Raw genomic sequence first — 23,140 nt, 5'->3', positions numbered from 1 at the left:
GGTGCGTGAGTATACACTTTTATGATTTGCGTGGACATGAATGAACCAACTAACTTACCTCCAGGGCTACCCGGAACATTTGCTTTCTCAAGTGAGAACGCTGATTGCTGAGCAGCGCCTGGGCGCTGTGCTGGAGAAGCGCTATCCGGGTACGCATGACTTCGCGACCGACAAAGCGCTCTGGCAATATACCCAGGATCTGAAAAATCAGTTTCTGCGTAACGCCCCGCCGCTAAATAAAGTCATGTATGACAGCAAGATCCACGTTCTGAATAATGCGTTGGGGCTGCATACCGCCGTCTCTCGCGTGCAGGGCGGTAAGCTCAAAGCCAAAGCGGAGATCCGCGTCGCCACCGTGTTTCGCAGCGCCCCAGAACCCTTTTTACGCATGATCGTCGTTCATGAACTGGCGCATCTGAAGGAAAAAGAGCACGACAAAGCGTTTTACCAGCTGTGCTGTCATATGGAGCCTCAGTATCACCAACTGGAGTTCGATACCCGCCTGTGGTTAACGCAACAATCGTTAAAGCAAACTGCGTAGTCGCGCACTGGCTTTGTCTTCAGGGCATGCTAAATTGACGAAAGAATCCCTTTTCGCAGCCTGAAGGCCTTTATGATACGTTTCGCAGTAATTGGCACAAACTGGATCACCCGCCAGTTTGTCGATGCCGCCCATGAAACCGGCAAATATAAGTTAACCGCAGTCTATTCTCGTAGCCTTGAGCAGGCGCAGACCTTCGCCAACGATTACCCAGTCGAACATCTGTTTACCTCGCTGGAAGCGATGGCGCAAAGCGAGGCGATCGACGCCGTCTACATCGCCAGTCCAAACTCTTTGCATTTCCCGCAGACTGAGCTGTTTTTGCGGCACAAAAAGCATGTTATTTGCGAAAAGCCGCTGGCCTCCAACCTGGCGCAAGCTGAAGCCGCTATCACCTGCGCGCGTCAAAATCAGGTCGTGCTATTTGAAGCGTTTAAAACCGCCTACCTGCCTAACTTCCTGCTGTTACAGCAATCGCTCCCAAAAGTTGGAAAAATCAGGAAAGCGTTTATCAATTACTGCCAGTACTCCTCGCGCTATCAGCGCTATCTGGACGGTGAAAACCCGAACACGTTTAATCCGGCGTTCTCCAATGGCTCGATTATGGATATCGGTTTTTACTGCCTGGCCTCAGCGGTTGCGCTGTGGGGCGAACCGCAGAGCGTTCAGGCCAGCGCCAGCCTGCTAGAAAGCGGCGTAGATGCCCACGGCGTGGTGGTGCTGAATTACGGTGATTTCAGCGTTACGCTCCAGCACTCAAAAGTAAGCGACTCGGTATTAGCCAGTGAAATTCAGGGCGAATCGGGATCGCTGGTCATCGAGCATATCTCCGAGTGTCAGAAAGTGTGCTTCGTTCCACGTGGGGGGAAAACGCAGGATCTGACGACGCCTCAGCACATCAATACTATGCTGTATGAGGCAGAGGCTTTTGCCCATTTGGTTGAATCCGGCGAAGTGGATCACCCGGCACTGGCCGTCAGCCGTATCACCGCCAAACTGCAAACGGAGATTCGCCGCCAGACCGGCGTGTTTTTCCCGGCAGACGAAGCGGAAACATCGCTGACTGCGTAAAGGTGTGTAAAACGAATGTTGCAGGCCATTGACTGAATGCATGGCCTGTAATATTTTGTAACCCGCAAAGGGGAGTAACTTCGTTGTCGGTTGATCGTCATTACGATGTGTGAAAAACCACATCCGGTCGCCGGGCGATAACAAAGGAATACGCCACCGTATTCCTTTGTTGTTGTAAGTGAGACCTTGCCGAATGGCAAGGTCTATGCATAAAAAGCAGCGGCTAATGCCATTCGGCGTTGGCCGTTTTTTTTATGCATGGGGAAATACAATGAATACTGTCGGCACACCGTTGTTATGGGGTGGCTTCGCTGTCGTAGTGGTAATTATGCTGGCCATCGACCTGCTGTTGCAGGGTCGTCGTGGCGCACATACGATGTCAATGAAGCAGGCTGCGGCCTGGTCAATCGTCTGGGTAACGCTGTCGTTACTGTTTAACGCCGCCTTCTGGTGGTACCTGGCAGAAACCCAGGGGCGCGCCGTTGCCGACCCACAGGCGCTGGCGTTCCTTACCGGCTATTTGATCGAAAAATCACTGGCAGTAGATAACGTCTTTGTCTGGTTGATGCTCTTCAGCTACTTCTCCGTGCCGCCTGCGTTGCAGCGTCGGGTACTGGTGTATGGCGTGCTGGGTGCGATTGTGCTGCGTACGATCATGATCTTCGCGGGCAGCTGGCTTATCACCCAGTTTGAGTGGCTGTTGTACGTGTTCGGCGCGTTCCTGCTGTTTACCGGCGTGAAGATGGCGCTGGCGAAAGAAGATGCCTCCGGTATTGGCGACAGACCGTTAGTACGCTGGCTGCGCGGTCATTTGCGCATGACCGATACCATCGAAGATGAAAAATTCTTTGTGCGTAAAAACGGCCTGCTGTTTGTTACGCCGCTGATGCTGGTGTTGATTCTGGTTGAGCTGAGCGATGTGATTTTTGCCGTCGACAGTATTCCGGCTATCTTTGCCGTGACCACCGACCCGTTCATCGTGCTGACCTCGAACCTGTTTGCTATTTTGGGTCTGCGTGCGATGTACTTCCTGCTGGCGGGCGTGGCGGAGCGTTTCTCCATGCTGAAGTACGGCTTGTCGGTCATTCTGGTGTTTATCGGTATTAAGATGCTGATCGTCGATTTCTACCATATCCCGATCGCTATCTCGTTAGGCGTGGTATTTGGCATTCTGTTTGTGACGCTGATTGTTAACGCGTGGGTCAACCACCAGCACGATAAAAAACAGCAAATACAGTAAGTTTCATCTGCTAGCTGAAAAGCCCGACAGCACACTGCGTGCGTCGGGCTTTTTGTTTATCATGTCAAAATAATGTTAAGTTAAAGTTATAAAATATGATCTCAACGCGGAATCCAGGATATTTCGCTTCCAGAACCCCGTTCTTTCCTTATACTCAGCCAAGCAAACATTTGCCCCATCCAGAAAGATGCGTCAACAGAACGCACAAAGGTAAGGCAACAACACAATGAAAGGATCACGACATGACTACGCAACGTTCATCGGGGCTACTCTCGCGTTTGGCGCAAGGGAGCCTGGTTAAACAAATTTTGATCGGTTTGGTACTGGGGATTTTACTGGCACTGGTGTCAAAACCTGCGGCTGAAGCCGCTGGTTTGCTGGGTACGCTGTTCGTCGGCGCATTAAAAGCCGTCGCGCCAATTCTGGTTCTGATGCTGGTGATGGCTTCTATCGCCAACCACCAGCACGGGCAAAAAACCAATATCCGCCCTATTCTGTTCCTCTACCTGCTCGGAACATTTTCAGCGGCATTAACCGCCGTTGTCTTCAGCTTTGCTTTCCCATCAACACTGCATCTTTCCAGCAGCGCGGGGGATATCGTACCGCCGTCCGGGATTGTTGAAGTGATGCGCAGCCTGCTGATGAGCATGGTTTCTAACCCAGTTGATGCTCTGCTTAACGCTAACTATATCGGTATTCTGGTATGGGCCGTTGGTCTGGGCTTTGCACTGCGCCACGGTAATGAAACGACCAAAAATCTGGTCAATGATATGTCCAACGCCGTCACCTTTATGGTGAAACTGGTGATTCGTTTCGCGCCAATCGGTATCTTTGGTCTGGTCTCCTCCACGCTGGCAACCACCGGTTTCGTAACGCTTTGGGGCTACGCCCAACTGCTGACCGTACTGGTAGGCTGTATGCTGCTGGTGGCATTTGTGGTCAACCCGCTGCTGGTCTTCTGGAAAATTCGCCGTAACCCGTACCCGCTGGTGCTGGCCTGTCTGCGTGAAAGTGGCGTGTATGCCTTCTTTACCCGCAGTTCGGCGGCAAATATTCCGGTGAACATGGCACTGTGTGAGAAGCTGAATCTGGATCGTGATACCTATTCGGTGTCTATTCCGCTGGGAGCCACCATCAATATGGCGGGCGCGGCGATCACCATTACCGTACTGACGCTGGCGGCGGTGAATACGCTGGGTATTCCGGTCGATTTACCGACAGCGCTGTTACTCAGCGTGGTGGCTTCGCTGTGTGCCTGTGGTGCATCGGGCGTGGCGGGCGGTTCTCTGCTGCTGATCCCGCTGGCGTGCAACATGTTCGGTATCCCGAATGACATCGCCATGCAGGTTGTTGCCGTTGGCTTTATCATCGGCGTATTGCAGGACTCATGTGAAACGGCGTTGAACTCTTCTACAGACGTCCTGTTTACCGCTGCAGCCTGCCAGGCAGAAGACGAGCGTCTGGCAAATAACGCCCTGCGCGGCTAATCGCTGTTCCCCTCCGTCATCGGGCGGAGGGGTTCTCTTCTTGTGCGCTTTTTTCAATTTTGAACGGATCAATTCCGCGTTTCTGCATCCGCCGGAAACGAATAATGTTCAGGCCGTTCATTACCAGAAAACTCCCTTCGATCATCGTCCCACCAATCGACCCTAGCCAGAAATTATGGATAACCCAACAGGCGGTTGCGCACCACATGACGCAGCGCACGGTTAACCCTTTGCAGCGAAACAGCGCCCAGGTGCTGGCCAGCGTGCCAATTATTGGCAATAGCTCCATCGCATGCTGTAATTTCGCCAGCCCGAGAACCAGGGTGAGGACAATAAAAACGGTCATTACCCACAGTTTGCGGGTATGCATTGAGACAAGTGTGCGGATGGTGTTGAGTTCTGCGCTCATTCCCGCAGGCCAGGCACCCATCAGGAAAAAATGCACGCCGATGGTGGCGCTATAGACAGCGAGTTGCAGCCGGAACCGGCGCTCATCGCGATTGAAAAAGGTGGTAATACCGATCAGAAAGGCGATGACACCTACGCCCTGGGCCAGCCAATACGCGGTCATGCAAGCAACCCCAATTCTATCTCGTAGGCCGGATAAGGCGAGTTCGCCACCATCCGGCAACGGTTTGTGCCTGATGGCGCTGCGCTTATCAGGCCTACGGTTTGCGCAGACCTGCATGCAGGTACCATCAGGTATTTACTACAACGTTACGCCGCTTTTAAATATCGCTAACTCTCTAAAATCATTCCGCTCGTTGCAGGTTTGCTTGCCGTTGGCGAACTCGACGATGGTATCGACAAATTCTTCCAGCAACTGAGGCATCGCTTTACCATGGATCAACTGTCCAGCGTCAAAATCGATCCAGTGCTTTTTCTTCGCCGCCAGCTCGCTGTTGGTGGCAATTTTCACCGTCGGCACAAAACCACCGTAAGGTGTACCGCGACCGGTACTGAACAGCACCATATGACAGCCCGCGCCCGCCAGGGCACTGGTCGCCACCGCATCGTTACCCGGTGCGCTCAGCAGGTTCAGACCATGCGTCTTCAGGCGTTCGCCGTAGCGCAGTACGTCCACCACCTGGCTGGAGCCTGCTTTTTGCGTGCAGCCGAGAGATTTATCTTCCAGCGTGGTGATACCGCCCGCTTTGTTGCCCGGCGATGGGTTCTCGTAGATCGGCTGGTCGTGAGCAATGAAGTACTGCTTGAAGTCATTGACCATGGTGACCAGCTTGCCAAACGTTTCTTCATCGCGGCAGTGGTCCATCAGCAGCTGCTCGGCGCCGAACATTTCCGGTACTTCGGTCAGTACGGTGGTGCCGCCGTTAGCAATCACGTAGTCAGAAAAACGCCCCAGCATCGGGTTGGCGGTAATACCGGACAGGCCGTCAGAGCCGCCGCATTCCAGACCAAACTTCAGCTCGCCCAGCTTACCCGGTTCACGCTTATCGTTACGCATCACGTTGTACAACTGGTGAAGATGTTCAATCCCCGCTTCCACTTCGTCTTCCTGATGTTGGCAGACCATGAAGTGAACGCGCTCAGGATCGTACTCGCCTAAGGTTTCGCGGAAGGCATCAACCTGGTTGTTTTCACAACCAAGGCCAACCACCAGCACCGCACCCGCATTCGGGTGACGCACCATGTTTTGCAGCATGGTGCGGGTGTTAATGTGGTCGTCGCCGAGCTGTGAACAGCCGTAGGTGTGGCTGAAGAGATGCACGCCGTCGATTCCTTCGGCGTCGTTAGTCTCTTTCAGAAAACGGTTCTGCATCTGGCGCGCCATGGCGTTAACACAGCCTACCGTCGGTAGGATCCACAGTTCGTTGCGCACGCCAACATCGCCGTTGGCACGACGGTAGATCTGCACATCGCGATCCGCCGGTTGTGCAACTTCCGCCTGAAAATCAGGGTGGTAGCTATACGTGTCCAGGTCGCTCAGATTGGTGCGCGTGTTGTGAGCATGAATATGCTCACCCGCCGCAACGTCCACCAGCGTATGGCCAATTGGCAAACCGTATTTAATGACGTTTTCGCCTTTCGCAATATCACGTAAAGCGAATTTATGGCCACGAGAGACCGCCTGACGCAGGATTACCGCCTGCCCATCAACGGTGACTTCGGTTCCTTCAGCCAAATCAGCGAGCGCTACCGCGACGTTATCCAGCGCATGGATCTTGATGTATTGCATACCTTCACCCGGGCCTTAGTTCAGTTCAATGGCGAAGTAATCACGCGCATTGTTAAAGCAAATATTTCTGACCATTTCACCCAGCAACTGGATATCTGCCGGTGCTTCACCTGCAGCAACCCAACGGCCAATCATCTGGCACAGAATGCGACGGAAGTATTCATGGCGCGTGTATGACAAGAAGCTACGGCTATCGGTCAGCATGCCGACGAAACGGCTCAGCAGGCCGAGCTGGGCCAGCTGCGTCATCTGACGTTCCATCCCGTCTTTCTGATCGTTGAACCACCAGCCGGAACCGAACTGCATCTTGCCCGGCATACCTTCGCCCTGGAAGTTGCCGATCATGGTGCCCAGCACTTCGTTATCACGCGGGTTCAGGCAGTAGAGAATGGTTTTCGGCAGCAGGTTCTGTTCGTTCTGCTTGCTCAGCAGTTTGGACAGTTCTTCAGCCATCGGACGGTCATTGATGGAGTCGAAGCCAACATCCGCGCCCAACAGTTTGAACTGACGCAGGTTGTTATTACGCAGCGCACCGATGTGGTACTGCTGTACCCATTCGCGACGAGCATATTCCGCACCAAGGAACACCAGCACGGCGGTTTTAAACTGGGCAACTTCATGCTCACTCAGGGTTTCACCCGCCAGGCGACGCGCCAGAATGCTATCCAGTTCAGATTCGTTAGATTCGGCAAACAGCACCACGTCCAGCGCGTGGTCAGAAACCTTACAGCCGTGAGCCGCGAAGTGATCCAGACGTTTGGTCAGTGCAGCTTGCAGATCGCTGAAGCGGCGGATATCCGTGTCAGACACTTCACCGAGCTTCGCCATGTAGTCATTAAAGGTCGCCAGCTCAATGTTAAAGGCTTTATCCGGACGCCAGCTCGGCAGCACTTTCACATCAAAGGTACCGTCTTTAGCAACGGCCGCATGATGCTCCAGAGAGTCGATCGGGTCATCGGTAGTGCCGACCATTTTCACATTCATCTGCTGCATGATGCCGCGCGCGGAGAATTTATCCTGCGCCAGCAGCTCGTTGCATTGGTTCCAGATTTCATCAGCAGTCGCAGGAGAAAGCAGCTTACCTGTAATACCAAACGGGCGACGTAATTCGAGGTGGGTCCAGTGGTACAGCGGGTTACCGATAGTGTGCGGAACCGTAGCGGCCCATGCGTCAAACTTCTCGCGATCGGACGCATCGCCGGTACACAAGCGCTCAGCGACGCCATTGGTACGCATCGCACGCCATTTGTAGTGATCACCCTTCAGCCAGATGTCATACAGGTTACTAAAACGGTAGTTTTCAGCGATTTGTTGCGGTGGTAAATGGCAGTGGTAATCGAAGATCGGCTGGTCTTTGGCGTAATCATGGTACAGACGGCGGGCAAATTCGGTGTCCAGCAGGAAATCTTCAGTCATAAACGGGGTCATTATCGTCTTCCTCTCAACGAGTGCGTCAGATTGCTTATGTTTTGATGTTGACAAAGTTATCACACCAATTTCCATACACTGAAGATATTTTCGTGAGTTAGATCAACAAATGGTGACAAAAAAATTACTCTCAAAGAGGTAAATCACGCGTCAAGCCGCGCCAGTGCTGGCTTTGCTGAATCGAAATAATGACCACACGAAGATTCACACTTTTGTGATGGCACTCACCTTTTAAAGCTGTATGACAAGTTATCTTTTGGCCGTCGCGATACATAAGCCGACGGAATGCAAATTACCGATGTATAACCATCGGATTGACCGGTACGGAAACCGAATTAGCACAATTATTGACATGGCAAAGTTCGGGGAGTACCGGCTTTTTTTCGGTCCCCCCTCGTAAAAGAACATCCTCCGCCCTGAACTGGAAGATGACCGCTCGTTCGCGGACATAACAAAACGATGAGGTTTTACATGCGTAAAATTAAAGGGTTACGTTGGTACATGATTGCACTGGTGACGCTTGGCACCGTGCTGGGTTACCTGACACGTAACACTGTGGCGGCAGCTGCGCCAACTCTGATGGAAGAGTTACACATCTCCACTCAACAGTATTCCTATATCATCGCAGCGTATTCTGCTGCTTACACCGTAATGCAACCCGTTGCCGGCTACGTGCTCGATGTGCTCGGCACAAAAGTTGGTTACGCGATGTTCGCCGTTCTGTGGGCCGTCTTCTGTGGCGCGACCGCACTGGCTGGCAGTTGGGGTGGACTGGCACTGGCGCGTGGCGCAGTAGGTGCCGCTGAAGCCGCAATGATCCCTGCGGGTCTGAAAGCCAGTTCTGAGTGGTTCCCGGCAAAAGAACGTTCAATTGCCGTGGGGTACTTTAACGTCGGCTCTTCAATCGGTGCGATGATTGCTCCGCCGCTGGTCGTCTGGGCAATCGTCATGCACAGCTGGCAGATGGCATTCATTATTTCCGGTGCGTTGAGCTTCATCTGGGCGATGTGCTGGCTTGTGTTCTACAAACACCCGCGCGACCAGAAAAAACTGTCTGATGAAGAACGTGATTACATTCTGAATGGTCAGGAATCACAGCATAAAAACGCGACCTCGAAAAAAATGTCGCTCGGTCAGATCCTGCGTAACCGCCAGTTCTGGGGCATCGCGCTGCCGCGTTTCCTGGCTGAGCCGGCCTGGGGTACCTTCAACGCCTGGATCCCGCTGTTCATGTTTAAAGTCTACGGCTTTAACCTGAAAGAGATTGCGATGTTTGCATGGATGCCGATGCTGTTTGCTGACCTGGGCTGTATCGTTGGGGGCTACTTACCGCCTCTGTTCCAGCGCTGGTTCGGCGTTAACCTGATCGTTTCACGTAAAATGGTCGTTACCATGGGCGCATTGCTGATGATTGGCCCAGGGATGATTGGTCTGTTCACCAGCCCGTACATTGCTATCGCCCTGCTGTGCGTCGGCGGCTTTGCTCACCAGGCGCTATCCGGTGCGCTGATTACGCTTTCTTCTGACGTATTTGGTCGTAATGAAGTGGCAACGGCAAACGGCCTGACCGGTATGTCCGCCTGGCTTGCAAGTACGCTGTTTGCACTGGTTGTTGGCGCACTGGCTGACACTATCGGCTTTAGCCCGCTGTTCGCCGTACTGGCGGTATTCGACCTGCTCGGCGCACTCGTTATCTGGACGGTCTTGCAAAACAAATCGGCCAGCGAAGTCGATTCGGGCTCACAGACAGGCGATCCCGCTCCGCAAAATTAACCCGCTGTTGTTCATCAAGGGTATATAATGCGAAGCCGCCAGTTATCTGGCGGCTTTTTTATCGCCGCGAGTGGAGCAGTAATCGCAAAAGTGGTATAACAAATATAGTCTGCCGTATCATGCCTGGAGCGCATATGGAAATCACCGAACCACGACGTTTGTACCAACAACTTGCTGCTGATCTGAAAGAACGCATTGAGCAGGGCGTCTATCTGGTGGGTGACAAACTCCCCGCCGAGCGCTTTATCGCCGATGAAAAAAATGTCAGCCGTACCGTGGTTCGTGAAGCAATTATCATGCTTGAGGTTGAGGGCTACGTTGAGGTGCGCAAAGGATCGGGGATCCACGTCATTTCCAACCAACCCAGACATTATGTTGCGCCAGATGAAAACCTGGAATTTGCCAGCTACGGTCCTTTCGAGCTGCTCCAGGCGCGTCAGCTCATTGAGAGTAACATTGCCGAGTTTGCCGCCACCCAGGTGACCAAACAGGACATCATGAAGCTGATGGAGATTCAGGAGAAATCACGTAACGAAAAAAGCTTTCGTGACTCCGAGTGGGATCTCCAGTTCCATGTGCAGGTCGCCCTGGCAACGCAGAACTCGGCTCTGGCCGCGATTGTTGAAAAAATGTGGACTCAGCGTATTCACAACCCCTACTGGAAGAAATTGCACGACCACATCGACCTGCGCACGGTTGATAACTGGTGTGATGACCATGACCAGATCCTTCGGGCGCTGATTCGCAAAGATCCTCATGCCGCCAAACTGGCGATGTGGCAGCATCTTGAGAACACGAAGCAGATGCTGTTTAACGAAACCAGCGATGATTTTGAGTTCAATGCGGACCGTTATCTATTTACCGAAAATCCGGTCGTTCACCTCGATACAGCTGCTAACAGCGCAAAATAAACAATCTTATCAATGCAGGCGCGACCACGCGCCTGTTTCTGACACTTGGTAAGCGTTAGGTATAAAGTGTCAGCCTGTGTAAATCCTCTCGCCTCCCTCCATTGCGATAAGCAAAATCACAGTTCAACAACCGTAATTTCTATAACGGACTACGTTGACCTTTGTTACAATTAGATGCTGTTTGAATTTTTGTGTTTAAGAGCTTGCTAACTTCACAACTTTACAGGGAATAGTTCAGGCCGTGAGTTTGTAACAGACCACAAGTCATGTAAAAAATATTAATAAAATCGTGGTGTTACAAAATCCAGAAAACCGGCATGACGACAACCGATTCTCCAGGAATATTGAATGGAACTACTGACTCAATTACTAAATGCTTTATGGGCTCAGGATTTTGAAACGCTGGCCAATCCTTCCATGATTGGCATGCTCTATTTTGTACTCTTTACGATTTTGTTTCTGGAAAACGGACTGCTGCCAGCAGCCTTTTTACCTGGCGACAGCTTGCTGGTACTGGTCGGCGTACTTATTGCCAAAGGCGCAATGGGTTTTCCGCAAACGGTACTGCTGCTCACCACCGCAGCCAGCCTTGGTTGCTGGCTCAGCTATATACAAGGTCGATGGTTGGGTAATACCCGCACCGTGCAAAACTGGTTATCTCATCTTCCTGCACATTATCATCAGCGTGCGCATCATCTGTTCCATAAGCATGGCTTGTCTGCGCTGCTGGTCGGCCGCTTTATCGCGTTTGTCAGAACATTACTGCCGACCATCGCAGGATTGTCCGGCCTGAACAATGCGCGCTTTCAGTTCTTCAACTGGATGAGCGGACTGCTTTGGGTCCTTATTCTCACATCGCTGGGCTATCTGCTGGGCAAAACACCGGTGTTTCTCAAATATGAAGATCAGCTGATGTCTTGCCTGATGCTGCTTCCTGTGGTGTTACTGGTGTTTGGTCTGGCAGGTTCACTGGTTGTTCTTTGGAAAAAGAAATACGGGAACCGAGGGTAAATTATGCTGAAATCATGCATAACGCTCCGACGACTTGCCTGGTCCACCACTTTTATGTTGTTCATCGGCGCGTTGCTCCTGACCTGGTCGGTCATTCGCCAGCAGGAGTCAACGCTTGCCATTCGTGCCGTAAACCAGGGAGCCAGCATGCCTGATGGCTTCTCTATCTGGCATCACCTGGATGCCAACGGCATTCGTTTTAAAAGCATCACTCCGCAAAATGACGCCCTGCTGATTACCTTTGATTCCAGTGCACAGAGCGCAGCGGCAAAGGTCGTACTGGATCGAACGTTACCGCACGGTTTCGTTATCGCTCAGCAGGATGATAATAATCAGGCGGTTCAGTGGTTATCCCGCTTACGTGAGACCCCACACCGTTTTGGTTAATTTCCAGGAATCTGAATTAGATCACTCACTTTGGTGATTTCACCGTTTAGCGCCTATGATTAATAAACTGGGTTTATGACCCAACGTTTTATTATTCTGGAGCATCGACCCTAAACGACGAGGTCGAATCACAATGGAAGGTTCAAGAATGAAATACCGCATCGCTTTGGCAATTAGCCTTTTCGCTCTCAGTGCCGGCAGCTACGCCACCACCCTCTGTCAGGAAAAAGAACAAGACATTCAGCGGGAGATTAGCTATGCCGAAAAACACAACAATCAGAGCCGTATCAATGGGCTGAACAAAGCGCTGAGCGAAGTCAGAGCAAACTGTACTGACAGCAAACTGCGCGCCAACCATCAGAAAAAGATCGCCGAGCAGAAAAATGAGATTGCCGAGCGTCAACGTGACTTAGCCGAAGCTAAGCAAAAAGGCGATGCGGAGAAGGTAGCAAAGCGTGAACACAAGCTTGCTGAAGCTCAGCAAGAGCTAAAAGAACTCGAGACCCGCGATTACTAAGTACGGTAACTAGCCACTCAACTGGAGAAAACTATGTCGAAAGATAATGCTACGGAAAACCTGCGCGCTGAGCTGAAATCTCTTGCGGATACGCTTGAAGAAGTACTTAGCTCCTCTGGCGATAAGTCGAAGGAAGAGATGAGTAAAATTCGCAGCAAAGCCGAACATGCGCTGCGCGAGAGCCGCCATCGTCTGAGTGAAACCAGCGATGTAATTGCCAAACAGACCCGTGAGGCCGCGGCTAAAGCCGATAACTACGTGCGCGAAAACCCATGGACAGGCGTCGGCATTGGCGCTGCAGTCGGTGTGGTGCTTGGTGTACTGCTGTCGCGCCGTTAACAATGGCTGATTCTCAACACGCACAAGGTCCAGGCAAAGGCGTACTGGGTATTGGACAGCGGATCCTGACGATTCTCGTTGAGATCGTAGAAACACGCCTGCGGCTGGCCGTCGTTGAGCTGGAAGAGGAAAAAGCCAATCTCATCCAGATCCTGCTGATGCTTGGGCTGACTATGCTGTTCGCGGCGTTTGGCCTGATGAGCCTGATGGTGCTTATCATCTGGGCCATTGACCCTCAATACCGCCTGAACGCCATGATTGCCACCACCGTTGTGCTGTTGCTGTTAGCGCTGATTGGCGGGATATGGACGCTGCGTAAAGCACGTAAAACAACGCTGCTACGCCATACACGCCAGGAACTCGCTAATGACAGGCAAGCCCTGGAGGATGATGCATAATGAGCAGCAAAGTCGAACGTCAAAAGCGTAAGGCGCAACTGCTTGGACAGATCCAGCAGCAACGGCTGGATCTGTCTGCGACTCGCCGCGACTGGCTGGAAGCCACCGAGGTCTACGATCGTGGCTGGAAGACGCTACTGAACCTGCGTGGCTGGGTGTTGGTCGGGAGCAGTATTATGGCGGTTCGCACCATCCGCAACCCGAATCTGCTGGTACGCTGGGCTAAGCGCGGCTTTAGCGTCTGGAGTATCTGGCGTCTGGTGAAATCGACCATCAGACAGCAGCAACTGCGCGGCTAATCCTTTACTTACCCCCAACCTCAAAATTTTTGAAAAATACTGACAGTTTTCCTTGCTAACAATTCTCATTAAGCACGTTTATGATTCTCTCCATCGACAGCAACGACGCGCTCTGCAGCGTTGATGCACAAAAAAACACAATAAGCCGCCTGAGTGGTTTCCTGGAGAGTATGATGAAGAAATTAGAAGATGTTGGTGTACTGGTAGCGCGCATTCTGATGCCAATCCTGTTTATTACCGCAGGTTGGGGAAAAATCACCGGATATGCGGGTACCCAACAGTACATGGAAGCCATGGGCGTCCCAGGATTTATGCTGCCGCTGGTGATTCTGCTTGAGTTTGGTGGCGGTCTGGCAATTCTGTTCGGTTTCCTGACCCGTACAACTGCGCTGTTCACCGCAGGCTTCACATTGCTGACAGCGTTCCTCTTCCACAGCAACTTTGCGGAAGGTGTGAACTCCCTGATGTTCATGAAAAACCTGACCATCGCAGGCGGTTTCCTGTTGCTGGCTATCACCGGTCCAGGCGCATTTAGTATTGACCGCGTACTGAATAAAAAGTGGTAATCAAGCTATACTGAACACATCAAAAAGCGAGGAGATATCTCCTCGCTTTTGCTATCTGAGGAGGCGATAAAATGGGACAACTGATTGACGGCGTCTGGCATGACACCTGGTACGATACCAAATCAACCGGTGGAAAATTTCAACGTTCTGCATCGGCTTTCCGTAACTGGCTCACCGCGGATGGCGCGCCTGGCCCAACCGGTGAAGGTGGCTTTGCTGCCGAAAAAGACCGCTATCATCTGTACGTTTCTCTGGCCTGTCCATGGGCGCATCGCACGCTGATTTTGCGCAAACTCAAAGGGCTGGAACCGTTTATTTCCGTTTCTGTTGTGCATCCGCTGATGCTGGAAAACGGCTGGACCTTTGACGACAACTTCCCGGCGGCAACCGGCGATACCCTGTATCAGCACGAATTTCTTTATCAGCTCTATTTACACGCCGATCCGCACTACAGCGGTCGGGTGACCGTTCCGGTACTGTGGGACAAAAAGAACCACACTATTGTCAGCAACGAATCTGCAGAAATCATCCGCATGTTTAACACCGCGTTTGATGCGCTGGGCGCGAAAGCCGGAGATTACTATCCCCCTGCCCTGCAAAGCAAAATCGACGAGCTGAACGGCTGGATTTATGACAACGTTAATAACGGTGTGTATAAAGCCGGATTTGCCACCAGTCAGGAAGCCTACGACGACGCCGTGGATAACGTCTTTCAATCTCTGGCACGACTGGAGCAGATCCTTGGGCAACATCGTTACCTGACCGGCGACCAGTTAACCGAGGCCGACATTCGCCTGTGGACCACGCTGGTACGCTTTGATCCCGTGTATGTCACCCACTTCAAGTGCGACAAACACCGGATTAGCGACTATCTGAACCTGTACGGTTTCCTGCGTGATATCTACCAGATGCCGGGTATTGCGGAAACCGTCAATTTCGATCATATCCGCAATCACTACTTCCGTAGCCACAAAACCATTAACCCAACCGGCATTATTTCTGTTGGGCCGTGGCAGGACCTCAACGAACCCCACGGGCGTGACGAGCGTTTCGCCTGATTTACACTGGCCCCCATCTGGGGGCTAAATAATTAATACCGCAAATATTTACCATCATTTCATTCACAGCTATTCTTAATTTGATTGCTTTAAAAACAAGTAATTGAATGCAGAACGAGGCAAAAATGGATTGGTATTTAAACGTATTAAAGAATTACTTTGGTTTTGGTGGCCGCGCGCGTCGTAAAGAATACTGGATGTTTGTGCTGGTCAACATCATCTTCACGTTCGTGCTGGGTATTCTGGACAGAATGTTTGGCTGGGAGCGCGCCGGTGGAGAAGGCATATTAACGACGATTTACGGGGTTCTGGTCTTTATTCCGTGGTGGGCGGTACAGTTCCGGCGTTTACATGACACCGATCGTTCAGCCTGGTGGCTACTGGTGCTGCTGATCCCGATCGTAGGCTGGCTGGTGATCATCATTTTCAACTGCCAAAACGGGACTCAAGGGAGCAACCGCTTCGGCGCTGACCCTAAACAACCATCCTGACGTCATACACCCTTTTGTAGGCCGGATAAGGTGCAATTGCACCGCATCCGGCGGAACAGTCAGACTATTTACCCGCAAACAGCTTGGGGATTTCCCGCAGACACCAGGATTTCGCCTCGCCCATGCTGTCACGACGCCAGGCCATAATAATATCTATCTCGCTTGTCGATTCCGGACTAACGACCCGCAGCCGACCAGCCGCAATATCCTCTTCCACCAGCGGGTACGGCATCGTCGCCACGCCCAATCCGGCCAACAGCGCCTGACGTTTATCTTCTATCGTACTCACCGTCAGACGCGGCTGCTTATCCAGCAGTTGAACCGTCAGCACCGGACGTTCACGGGCGGTATCCGCCACCGCGATCCCACGGTATTTAACGCGGGTGACTTCCGATAACGGTTCCGGCTCCTGATGGATGGGATGATCCGGGGCCGCTACATAGACGTTCATCAGCGAGTACAGCTTGCGCGAGTTGATTTCTGAGGATGAGCGAAAATGCATATCCGGCGCAATCACGATATCCGCCCGCCCCTGCTCAAGACGCTCCCACGCCCCGGCCAGAACTTCGGTAATAACGGAAAGCTGGGTATTGGCCTTCCCGGCAAGCCTGTCGATCAGCGGGAAAAACGCCGCCGTCGGCACCAGCGCTTCGGTTACGATGGTCAGATGCGTTTCCCAACCGCGAGCCAATGCTTCGGCATCGGTGGTCAGTTTATCCGCAGCTTCCAGCAGTACGCGCCCACGCTCCAGCAGCATACGCCCAACGTTAGTGAATTTTGTGCGGTGGCCTGAACGGTCAAACAGCACCACGTCCAGCTCTTCCTCCAGCTTCTGCATGGTATAGCTAAGTGCGGAAGGAACGCGTCCCAGTTCATCTGCCGCAGCAGCAAAACTACCGCGCCTGTCTATTGCGTCCATGACGCGTAACGCTTCAAGCGTTAAAGCCCTTTCTTTGGCCATCTCGTTCTCATTCAGGAAATTTGAACATACCGGGCAGAATATCTGGCTAACAATGCAGCGTCTAGCCATTTAACATAAAAGGAAGTAAAGAGAGGTCAAGAACTATGATTACTACCCGTACAGCCAAACAATGCGGGCAAGCAGACTACGGCTGGCTGCAGGCCCGTTATACCTTCTCCTTTGGACACTATTTTGATCCTAAACTGCTGGGTTATGCCTCGCTGCGTGTTCTGAACCAGGAAGTTCTGGCACCGGGGGCCTCTTTCCAGCCACGGACCTATCCGAAGGTGGATATCGTCAATCTGATCCTCGAAGGGGAAGCGGAGTACCGAGACAGCGAAGGCAACCATATCAAGGCCAAAGCAGGTGAAGTTTTGCTGCTCGCGACACAGCCCGGGATTAGCTATAGCGAACACAATATCAGCAAAGACAAACCGTTAACCCGGATGCAGCTCTGGCTGGACGCCTGCCCGCAGCGTGAAAACGCCTGTGTACAGAAAGCCACGCTGGGCACCGGTAAGCATCAGTTGCTGGCCTCGCCGGACGGTGAACAAGGCAGCCTGCATCTGCGCCAACAGGTATGGGTGCACCACGTTGAGCTGCAGCAAGGTGAATCGTTGAGTTTTCAGTTACATGGGCCACGTGCTTATTTACAGTCGATTCACGGCAGATTCCATGCGGTGACGTCTGGCGCCGAAAAAGAAGCACTCACCTGTGGCGATGGGGCATTTATTCGTGACGAAACTAACATAACGTTAGTCGCCGATACCCCGCTGCGCGCTTTGCTGATAGATTTGCCCGTATAGTCAGGGAAAACAATGGAGTACGACTATTGAGCAAGAAATCATCAAAAAAACGCCAGCCTCAGGTTGAGCCGAAAAAACAGGAAACAGTTACCTTCGGCTATGAAGAAATGCTGACAGAGCTGGAAGCGATTGTGGCCGATGCCGAACTACGGCTGGAAGACGAAGAAGCCGCCTGAACAGGCGGCTTAGACTTATGCCGGGTGGCGGCAACGCCTTACCCGGCCTATAGATTAATGTGCCTTACTGGCCATGATCTCAATAATCTGCTTGTCGGTTTCCTGCATTGAACGACACGCCAGCGCACACAGGTTAGCGATAGATTGTTCCACGTTATGCGCCACAATCCCTTCGTTGCCGGTTACAGCAGTATCATCCAGCGCCATCAGCACCGCTTTCCACGCCGCGGAAGCACTGGTTGAGACTTTCATCGCGCAGCTGTTTGAAGCGCCATCGCATATCATTCCGCTCACGTCGCCAATCATGCTGCTGATCGCCATCGCGATGGTGTTGTAGCGACCATCTACGATCCATGCCATCCCCGCTGCTGCCCCCATCGCCGCCGTGGTTGCTGCACACAGTGCAGACAAACGCGGAAGTTGATGATGGATGTAGATAGCGCTCAGATGAGACAACATTAGCGCACGCGCCAGTTTCTCCTCATCCGCGCCAAAGTGCTCGGCCACCACCATCACTGGAACAGTCGCGGTAATGCCCTGATTACCGGAGCCGGAGTTGCTCATGGCCGGCAGAGTCGCCCCGCCCATTCGCGCATCCGATGCCGCACTGGTGCGGATTAGAATAGAGGTGGAGAGATCGTTCGCCAGCAGGCCACGCGCACACTGCTTCTCAAGCGTGGTTCCGATGTGCAATCCCCAGTTACCGCGCAGTCCTTCCTGAGACAGCGCACCGTTCAGTTTTGCCGCATCGAGGATAAAGCGGATCGACTCAAACGGTACCGCGTTCACGAACGCCAGAATCTCTTCCAGCGAGGTGTGAGACAACACCGCCAGCGGCGACTCCTGTTCCTCTTCCTGAGCATTCTGTTCTGTGGTGAACACCACGCCTTTGTTGCTCTCAATGTGAACTATGTTGGTATGACCGCCCACAATCGTCACGCACGCCCATCCTTCAGCGCTGTAAACCTTCGCGCGGGAAAAGAGGATATCCTCGCAAGGCTCCTGCAGCATCACCGCAACCTTGCCAGCGCTCAGCATCGCTTTCGCATCGGCGATCGCTTGTGGCGACGCATCTTTCAGTACCTCTAAACCGGCACGGGCATTTCCCCCCAGCGCACCCAGCGCCGCCGCGACAGGTAACCCGACCATTCCGGTACCCGGCACGGTAACGCCCATGCCGTTTTTCATCAGGTTCGGTGAGACCCACGCGTCAATGCGTTCAACCGCGCCGTCCAGCTCAGAGGAGGCAACCGCCGCCGCCAGAGCCAGAGAGATAGGTTCTGTACAGCCCAACGCAGGCTTAACTTCTTCCTGCACTGCGCGGATAAAACTATCCCATAATGGATTCAATGTAGTCTCAAACATAACAACAACCTTTGCTCAAATATCTCAGGAAAATGCCAGGAACGGAGAAACGCACAGCAACAGGCCCGTGAAAATAATCAGATACAGGGAAGCGCCTTTGTATTTGTGCAGTGCAGGAACTTTGTAGACCAGCCAGGCCGGGATCAGACAACCCACCATGCCGAAGATAGGGCTACAAATAGAGGTGAAGCTCAGTACCGGCGCGTTGAGCACAATTGCGCTCCAGGCCAGCAGGATGGCAAAAATCATAATGCCGCGCTGAACAAAGGTTTCGTTGATTTTCTCAGCCGGCATATAGCGGCGCAGAATGTTCATCACGATCCCTTGAGTCGCTTCACGGAAACCTAAGTAGACGCCGAAGAAAGCGGTCATAACGGCGAAAATGTTCAGAATAACGCTGACGATTTTCACCCAGCCAGCACCCGCACCATTGATAAATTGCGCGGCAATCGCCAGAGCGGAAATGTTCTGCTCATAAGCTTTAACCGCTTCGTCGTGGCCCATCGCCAATGTGAAGGAAACGGCGTAGAAAAAGACGGTAACAAACAGAATACCGAACGCGATGTTCATGGCACGCAGAGCTTTATGGCGCGCCACTTCGATGGATTTGTTGCGTGAACGGTATGAGATAACCATCGGGCTTAAGGTCTGAATAAACAGAATCGAGGTCAGCGTAAACGGCAGAGTGATGATCGCATTTTTGATCAGCAGCGCCATCGGCGGCAGTGAACCTGCGTTATGCAGATGCCACATCCCTACCATCGACACGCCAAGTGCTGCCACAACCAGCAGCTTGGTCAGTACCATACCGGTGGAGATTTTAAACAGCATTTGTTCCCCGCGTGACGAGATAGCCACCAGGATGCAAATCAGTACCAGGCCATAGAACGGGCTGTCGGACAGTAAACCTTCCGTCACGCCAAACGTGTGCAGATAAGAGGCGCTGTCATTGGTGATGGCGGTGGAATAAACGAACATCCAGATAACCAGCATCACAAAATACAACGCACCTAACAGGATGCCCCAGTTCTTACCCAGATAGCCGCTGATCACGCTCGGGTAGTCTTTACACTCTGGGGACTCAGCCAGCGTGTTGATAAACAGGCGCTGGAACAGGTACATGGCTGGGTAACCGATGATAGAGGAGAGCAAGAACACCCACAGCCCCATCAATCCTACCTGGACAGGAAGAAAAACAATCCCCGCGCCAATTGCCATACCGATACTCATAATGACCCAGCCGGTATCCGTGCTGTCGAATTTAATAGCTTCGCGCCATTCGCTTTCGGTCATTCCCGCCCGACGTGCCGGAGCAGATGCGTCGAGTATTACGCTACTATTCGTTGCCGTTTCCATAATTTTCCGCTCAATTTGTAGGTAGAGGTTTTTATATTTTTTTCGTACTGCATCAATGCGATACGCAGTACTTAGGTGCAGGTGAGCTATTGGAGTAATGAAGAAATCATACGCGCAGGATCAGAGAAAAACTTCACAAACAAACCCCTGTAATTTCTAAAAGTTAAGAAATAATTTCTCTTTTAATAACATTAAATGTATTAAATTTCTGTTTTTGAAGCAGATCACAACAAAAAAAGGTTCACTAAAGCGTAATACTGATGGGTTAACGCCTCAGTTTTAGAAAGTATCGCCTGTGTGGGTAGAAGTGATGAATATGCGCTCTCAGAGAAAGGGTTCCGTTCACCTCATGTTCATTGTTTCTCTGAAACATCGATTCCCGTGAACGTGTAAAGGGCGTTCTCCGCCACGTCCTTTACAATCCCGGCTCCCGGCACGGAAAATTGCCACTTCGTGGTTCCTTCCGCTTATTCCTTCAGGCTTTCGGGCCGGGAGCGATGAAGCGATGACCCATGTCCGACTGAAAATCGATGAGGCGTTGACGGCTGACGGCATAAGACGAATGACAAAATTGCCGGGAGCAATTTTGAACAGCGCTTGCGATGGCCCCGAAGGGGTGAGCCCCAGGGATGGGGCGAATAATCGCGTAGCGACGATTTTCCCGCCGGGAGCTTGGGTTGCAAGGGAGGAGGCGGTGAGCCTCCCTTGCCCGTTCACGGGTAACTGCGTTTAATAGAAATGAAACCACTGAGGTGAACGGAACCCTGAGTAAGAATCACATGTTCTCCATACATGCTTAACTGAGCGAAATTACACTAAAGTGCACCTTTTCTATCATGCCAAATTGATGGATTCATTGCCGGATGGCGGCGCTTACGCCTTATCCGGCCTACAAACGCACCTTTTCATCTCAGGTACAAACCACTTTAATCGCCAGGCCACCGCGCGACGTTTCGCGGTATTTGTCGTTCATATCTTTGCCCGTTTCATACATGGTCTCGATCACTTTATCGAGCGAAACGCGTGGCTCAGATGTGCGACGCAACGCCATACGCGCGGCATTGACGGCTTTTACCGCGTTGATCGCATTGCGTTCAATACACGGTATTTGCACCTGTCCAGCAACCGGATCGCAGGTCAGCCCCAGGTTATGCTCCATGGCGATTTCCGCCGCAATACAAACCTGCGACGGGCTACCGCCGAGCAACTCGGTCAGCCCGGCAGCCGCCATTGAACAGGCTACGCCAATTTCACCCTGGCAGCCGACTTCAGCACCAGAAATAGAGGCGTTCATCTTATACAGCGCCCCTATCGCCCCCGCGGCCAGCAAGTAGCGGGCAATGGAGTTTGCATTCACCGGACGGCGGAACTTGTCGTAATAGGCCAGGACCGCAGGGATAATTCCACATGCGCCGTTGGTCGGTGCCGTCACAACCCGGCATCCGGCGGCGTTTTCTTCGCTCACGGCCAGCGCGAACATGTTGATCCAGTCGATAACGTTCATCGGGTCGCTGGACAGATTATCGCTGGAAACCAGCAACCGGCGTAATGCCACGGCGCGGCGCGGGACGTTCAATGGACCCGGCAGGACGCCTTCGGTATTCATGCCGCGCTCGATTCCGGCGTGCATGACGTCCCAGATGGCGGCAAAACCAGCATCGATTTCTTCTTTGCTACGCATCGCCAGTTCGTTCTGCATCATCAGGCCGGAAACGGATAGCCCGTTGCGCACGCACAATTTCAGCAGTTCGCTGGCGGAATGAAAATTGTAGGGCACGTGTGCTTCAACATCATGCGCCTGACCAAATTGCTCCTCTTCAACGATAAAACCACCGCCGACGGAGTAATAGGTTTTGCTTAATAGCGTCTCGGTGTCGTTCCATGCGGTGATACGCATGCCATTTTCATGGCGCGGTAGCGTTTCGGCGTGAAAGAGGATATTTTTGTCTGGGGAGAAATCGACAATATGCGTGCCCTCTGCAACCGGTAAACGTCCGGTACGGGCCACTTCCTGAGTAAAACCAGCGATAGAATCTATATTAACGTTTTGCGGACTGTTACCGGCCAGTCCCATCATGATGGCGACATCTGTCGCATGACCTTTTCCGGTCAGGGAAAGCGATCCATAAAGATCGACCACAATATGCGTAGCTTTGGGAAGTTCCCCGCTGCTGACCAACAGATCGATAAAGCTTTTACCTGCGTTCATTGGCCCCACGGTATGGGAGCTGGAAGGTCCAATGCCAATCTTAAAAATATCGAATGCGCTAATCATATCCACACCCTCGGATTGCCGTTCAGTGAAGACCAGGTTTCACACTCATTAAGGATCGGGGCGATCCTGAGATCGCCCCGCAAGGGATTACAGCGTGTCGCCACGTACGGCGATGGCTTCAATCTCCAGCTTCACATCCTTGGGTAAGCGGGCGACCTGCACGCAGCTGCGCGTGGGGTAGATTGCCTTATGCTCATCAAAGAACTGCTGGTACACCTGGTTAATGGTGGCGAAGTCGTTCAGGTCGGAAACGAAAACGGTCGTCTTCACGATATCGCTTACTTTCAAACCTGCGGACTCGACGATCGCTTTCACGTTTTCCAGACTTTGACGCGCCTGATCGGCTACGTTTTCAGCCACTTCACCTGTCTGTGGACACACCGGGATTTGACCTGACGTCAACACCATGCTGCCCAGATCCACACCCTGTACGTAAGGCCCAATCGCCCCTGGCGCACATTCGGTTGCAATTACTTTTCTCATAGCC

General features: G+C 52.4%; 25 protein-coding genes. 17 read left to right on the top strand and 8 right to left on the bottom strand.

What is annotated here, in order from left to right:
• The first annotated feature begins 40 nt into the window (after positions 1–40).
• From OGY06_RS01850 to sstT, 4 genes are all read left to right on the top strand, one after another.
• A complete protein-coding gene (locus OGY06_RS01850) occupies positions 41–541 on the top strand; it encodes a M48 metallopeptidase family protein (protein ID WP_003828546.1) in 501 nt (166 codons plus the stop codon).
• A gap of 72 nt (positions 542–613) precedes the next feature.
• Entirely contained in the window at positions 614–1,612 is a 999-nt protein-coding gene (locus OGY06_RS01845; RefSeq protein ID WP_126956998.1) for a Gfo/Idh/MocA family protein, read from the top strand.
• Positions 1,613–1,883: 271 nt separating this feature from the next.
• Positions 1,884–2,852 carry a TerC family protein gene (locus OGY06_RS01840; RefSeq protein WP_003828551.1) on the top strand — a complete coding sequence of 323 codons (969 nt, stop codon included), beginning with the start codon at positions 1,884–1,886 and terminating at the stop codon, positions 2,850–2,852.
• 242 nt (positions 2,853–3,094) lie between these two features.
• On the top strand, positions 3,095–4,339 hold the full coding sequence (gene sstT, locus OGY06_RS01835; protein WP_286604516.1) for a serine/threonine transporter SstT: 1,245 nt from the start codon (positions 3,095–3,097) through the stop codon (positions 4,337–4,339).
• Positions 4,340–4,355: 16 nt separating this feature from the next.
• On the opposite strand, the gene OGY06_RS01830 is transcribed toward sstT, so the two are convergent.
• From OGY06_RS01830 to uxaC, 3 genes are all read right to left on the bottom strand, one after another.
• Positions 4,356–4,910 (bottom strand): YgjV family protein, encoded by a 555-nt coding sequence (locus OGY06_RS01830; protein ID WP_063941813.1) that lies wholly within the window; start codon positions 4,908–4,910, stop codon positions 4,356–4,358.
• 138 nt (positions 4,911–5,048) lie between these two features.
• The gene (locus OGY06_RS01825; RefSeq protein ID WP_003828555.1) at positions 5,049–6,536 is read right to left on the bottom strand and encodes a UxaA family hydrolase; all 1,488 of its coding nucleotides are present in this window, start codon (positions 6,534–6,536) and stop codon (positions 5,049–5,051) included.
• Between the two features lie 15 nt (positions 6,537–6,551).
• A complete protein-coding gene (gene uxaC / locus OGY06_RS01820) occupies positions 6,552–7,964 on the bottom strand; it encodes a glucuronate isomerase (protein ID WP_003828556.1) in 1,413 nt (470 codons plus the stop codon).
• Positions 7,965–8,435: 471 nt separating this feature from the next.
• Here uxaC and OGY06_RS01815 point away from each other — a divergent pair, with 471 nt between their 5' ends.
• The 11 genes from OGY06_RS01815 to OGY06_RS01765 all read left to right on the top strand — a co-directional run bounded on the left by OGY06_RS01815 (position 8,436) and on the right by OGY06_RS01765 (position 15,714).
• Positions 8,436–9,737 (top strand): MFS transporter, encoded by a 1,302-nt coding sequence (locus OGY06_RS01815; RefSeq protein ID WP_003828557.1) that lies wholly within the window; start codon positions 8,436–8,438, stop codon positions 9,735–9,737.
• 134 nt (positions 9,738–9,871) lie between these two features.
• A complete protein-coding gene (exuR, locus tag OGY06_RS01810) occupies positions 9,872–10,648 on the top strand; it encodes a transcriptional regulator ExuR (RefSeq protein WP_003828559.1) in 777 nt (258 codons plus the stop codon).
• 348 nt (positions 10,649–10,996) lie between these two features.
• A complete protein-coding gene (gene yqjA, locus OGY06_RS01805; RefSeq protein WP_003828561.1) occupies positions 10,997–11,659 on the top strand; it encodes a DedA family general envelope maintenance protein YqjA in 663 nt (220 codons plus the stop codon).
• An 18-nt stretch (positions 11,660–11,677) separates the two neighbouring features.
• Positions 11,678–12,046: an EnvZ/OmpR regulon moderator MzrA gene (gene mzrA, locus OGY06_RS01800; RefSeq protein WP_162623447.1), complete on the top strand. Its 369-nt coding sequence runs from the start codon at positions 11,678–11,680 to the stop codon at positions 12,044–12,046.
• 148 nt (positions 12,047–12,194) lie between these two features.
• Positions 12,195–12,563, top strand: coding sequence for a DUF1090 domain-containing protein (locus OGY06_RS01795; protein WP_032934183.1), 369 nt, complete (start codon positions 12,195–12,197; stop codon positions 12,561–12,563).
• 33 nt (positions 12,564–12,596) lie between these two features.
• Entirely contained in the window at positions 12,597–12,902 is a 306-nt protein-coding gene (locus OGY06_RS01790) for an ElaB/YgaM/YqjD family protein (protein WP_003024832.1), read from the top strand.
• Between the two features lie 2 nt (positions 12,903–12,904).
• Positions 12,905–13,300 carry a phage holin family protein gene (locus OGY06_RS01785; RefSeq protein WP_003828567.1) on the top strand — a complete coding sequence of 132 codons (396 nt, stop codon included), beginning with the start codon at positions 12,905–12,907 and terminating at the stop codon, positions 13,298–13,300.
• Positions 13,300–13,599 carry a YqjK-like family protein gene (locus tag OGY06_RS01780; protein ID WP_003828569.1) on the top strand — a complete coding sequence of 100 codons (300 nt, stop codon included), beginning with the start codon at positions 13,300–13,302 and terminating at the stop codon, positions 13,597–13,599. Before OGY06_RS01785 ends, OGY06_RS01780 begins: the two co-directional genes overlap by 1 nt.
• A gap of 173 nt (positions 13,600–13,772) precedes the next feature.
• Complete coding sequence (locus OGY06_RS01775) at positions 13,773–14,165, top strand: DoxX family protein (RefSeq protein ID WP_003024847.1); 393 nt, start codon at positions 13,773–13,775, stop codon at positions 14,163–14,165.
• A gap of 71 nt (positions 14,166–14,236) precedes the next feature.
• Positions 14,237–15,223 carry a glutathionyl-hydroquinone reductase YqjG gene (yqjG, locus tag OGY06_RS01770; protein WP_008785878.1) on the top strand — a complete coding sequence of 329 codons (987 nt, stop codon included), beginning with the start codon at positions 14,237–14,239 and terminating at the stop codon, positions 15,221–15,223.
• 125 nt (positions 15,224–15,348) lie between these two features.
• A complete protein-coding gene (locus OGY06_RS01765; RefSeq protein WP_003828575.1) occupies positions 15,349–15,714 on the top strand; it encodes a DUF805 domain-containing protein in 366 nt (121 codons plus the stop codon).
• Positions 15,715–15,778: 64 nt separating this feature from the next.
• Here the strand turns inward: OGY06_RS01765 and yhaJ are convergent, their stop codons facing one another.
• Positions 15,779–16,675, bottom strand: coding sequence for a DNA-binding transcriptional regulator YhaJ (gene yhaJ / locus OGY06_RS01760; RefSeq protein WP_003024855.1), 897 nt, complete (start codon positions 16,673–16,675; stop codon positions 15,779–15,781).
• 104 nt (positions 16,676–16,779) lie between these two features.
• Between yhaJ and OGY06_RS01755 the strand changes: the two genes are divergently transcribed.
• Entirely contained in the window at positions 16,780–17,481 is a 702-nt protein-coding gene (locus OGY06_RS01755) for a pirin family protein (RefSeq protein ID WP_003024860.1), read from the top strand.
• 26 nt (positions 17,482–17,507) lie between these two features.
• Positions 17,508–17,657, top strand: a complete 150-nt coding sequence (locus tag OGY06_RS01750; protein ID WP_003828578.1) for a protein YhaL — start codon at positions 17,508–17,510, stop codon at positions 17,655–17,657.
• A gap of 54 nt (positions 17,658–17,711) precedes the next feature.
• Here the strand turns inward: OGY06_RS01750 and OGY06_RS01745 are convergent, their stop codons facing one another.
• From OGY06_RS01745 to OGY06_RS01730, 4 genes are all read right to left on the bottom strand, one after another.
• On the bottom strand, positions 17,712–19,022 hold the full coding sequence (locus OGY06_RS01745) for an L-cysteine desulfidase family protein (RefSeq protein ID WP_063941816.1): 1,311 nt from the start codon (positions 19,020–19,022) through the stop codon (positions 17,712–17,714).
• Positions 19,023–19,046: 24 nt separating this feature from the next.
• Positions 19,047–20,378 carry an SLC5/6 family protein gene (locus tag OGY06_RS01740; protein WP_003828582.1) on the bottom strand — a complete coding sequence of 444 codons (1,332 nt, stop codon included), beginning with the start codon at positions 20,376–20,378 and terminating at the stop codon, positions 19,047–19,049.
• Positions 20,379–21,288: 910 nt separating this feature from the next.
• A complete protein-coding gene (gene tdcG, locus OGY06_RS01735; RefSeq protein WP_286604513.1) occupies positions 21,289–22,653 on the bottom strand; it encodes an L-serine ammonia-lyase in 1,365 nt (454 codons plus the stop codon).
• 87 nt (positions 22,654–22,740) lie between these two features.
• Positions 22,741–23,136 carry an enamine/imine deaminase gene (locus tag OGY06_RS01730; RefSeq protein WP_003828585.1) on the bottom strand — a complete coding sequence of 132 codons (396 nt, stop codon included), beginning with the start codon at positions 23,134–23,136 and terminating at the stop codon, positions 22,741–22,743.
• Positions 23,137–23,140: the final 4 nt, after the last annotated feature.

This window comes from Citrobacter sp. Cpo147 (genome assembly GCF_030332405.1).
GTDB lineage: Bacteria > Pseudomonadota > Gammaproteobacteria > Enterobacterales > Enterobacteriaceae > Citrobacter > Citrobacter portucalensis.
The sequence above is the reverse complement of the archived record's forward strand: the minus strand, read 5'-3'. Positions and strand labels throughout refer to the sequence as shown.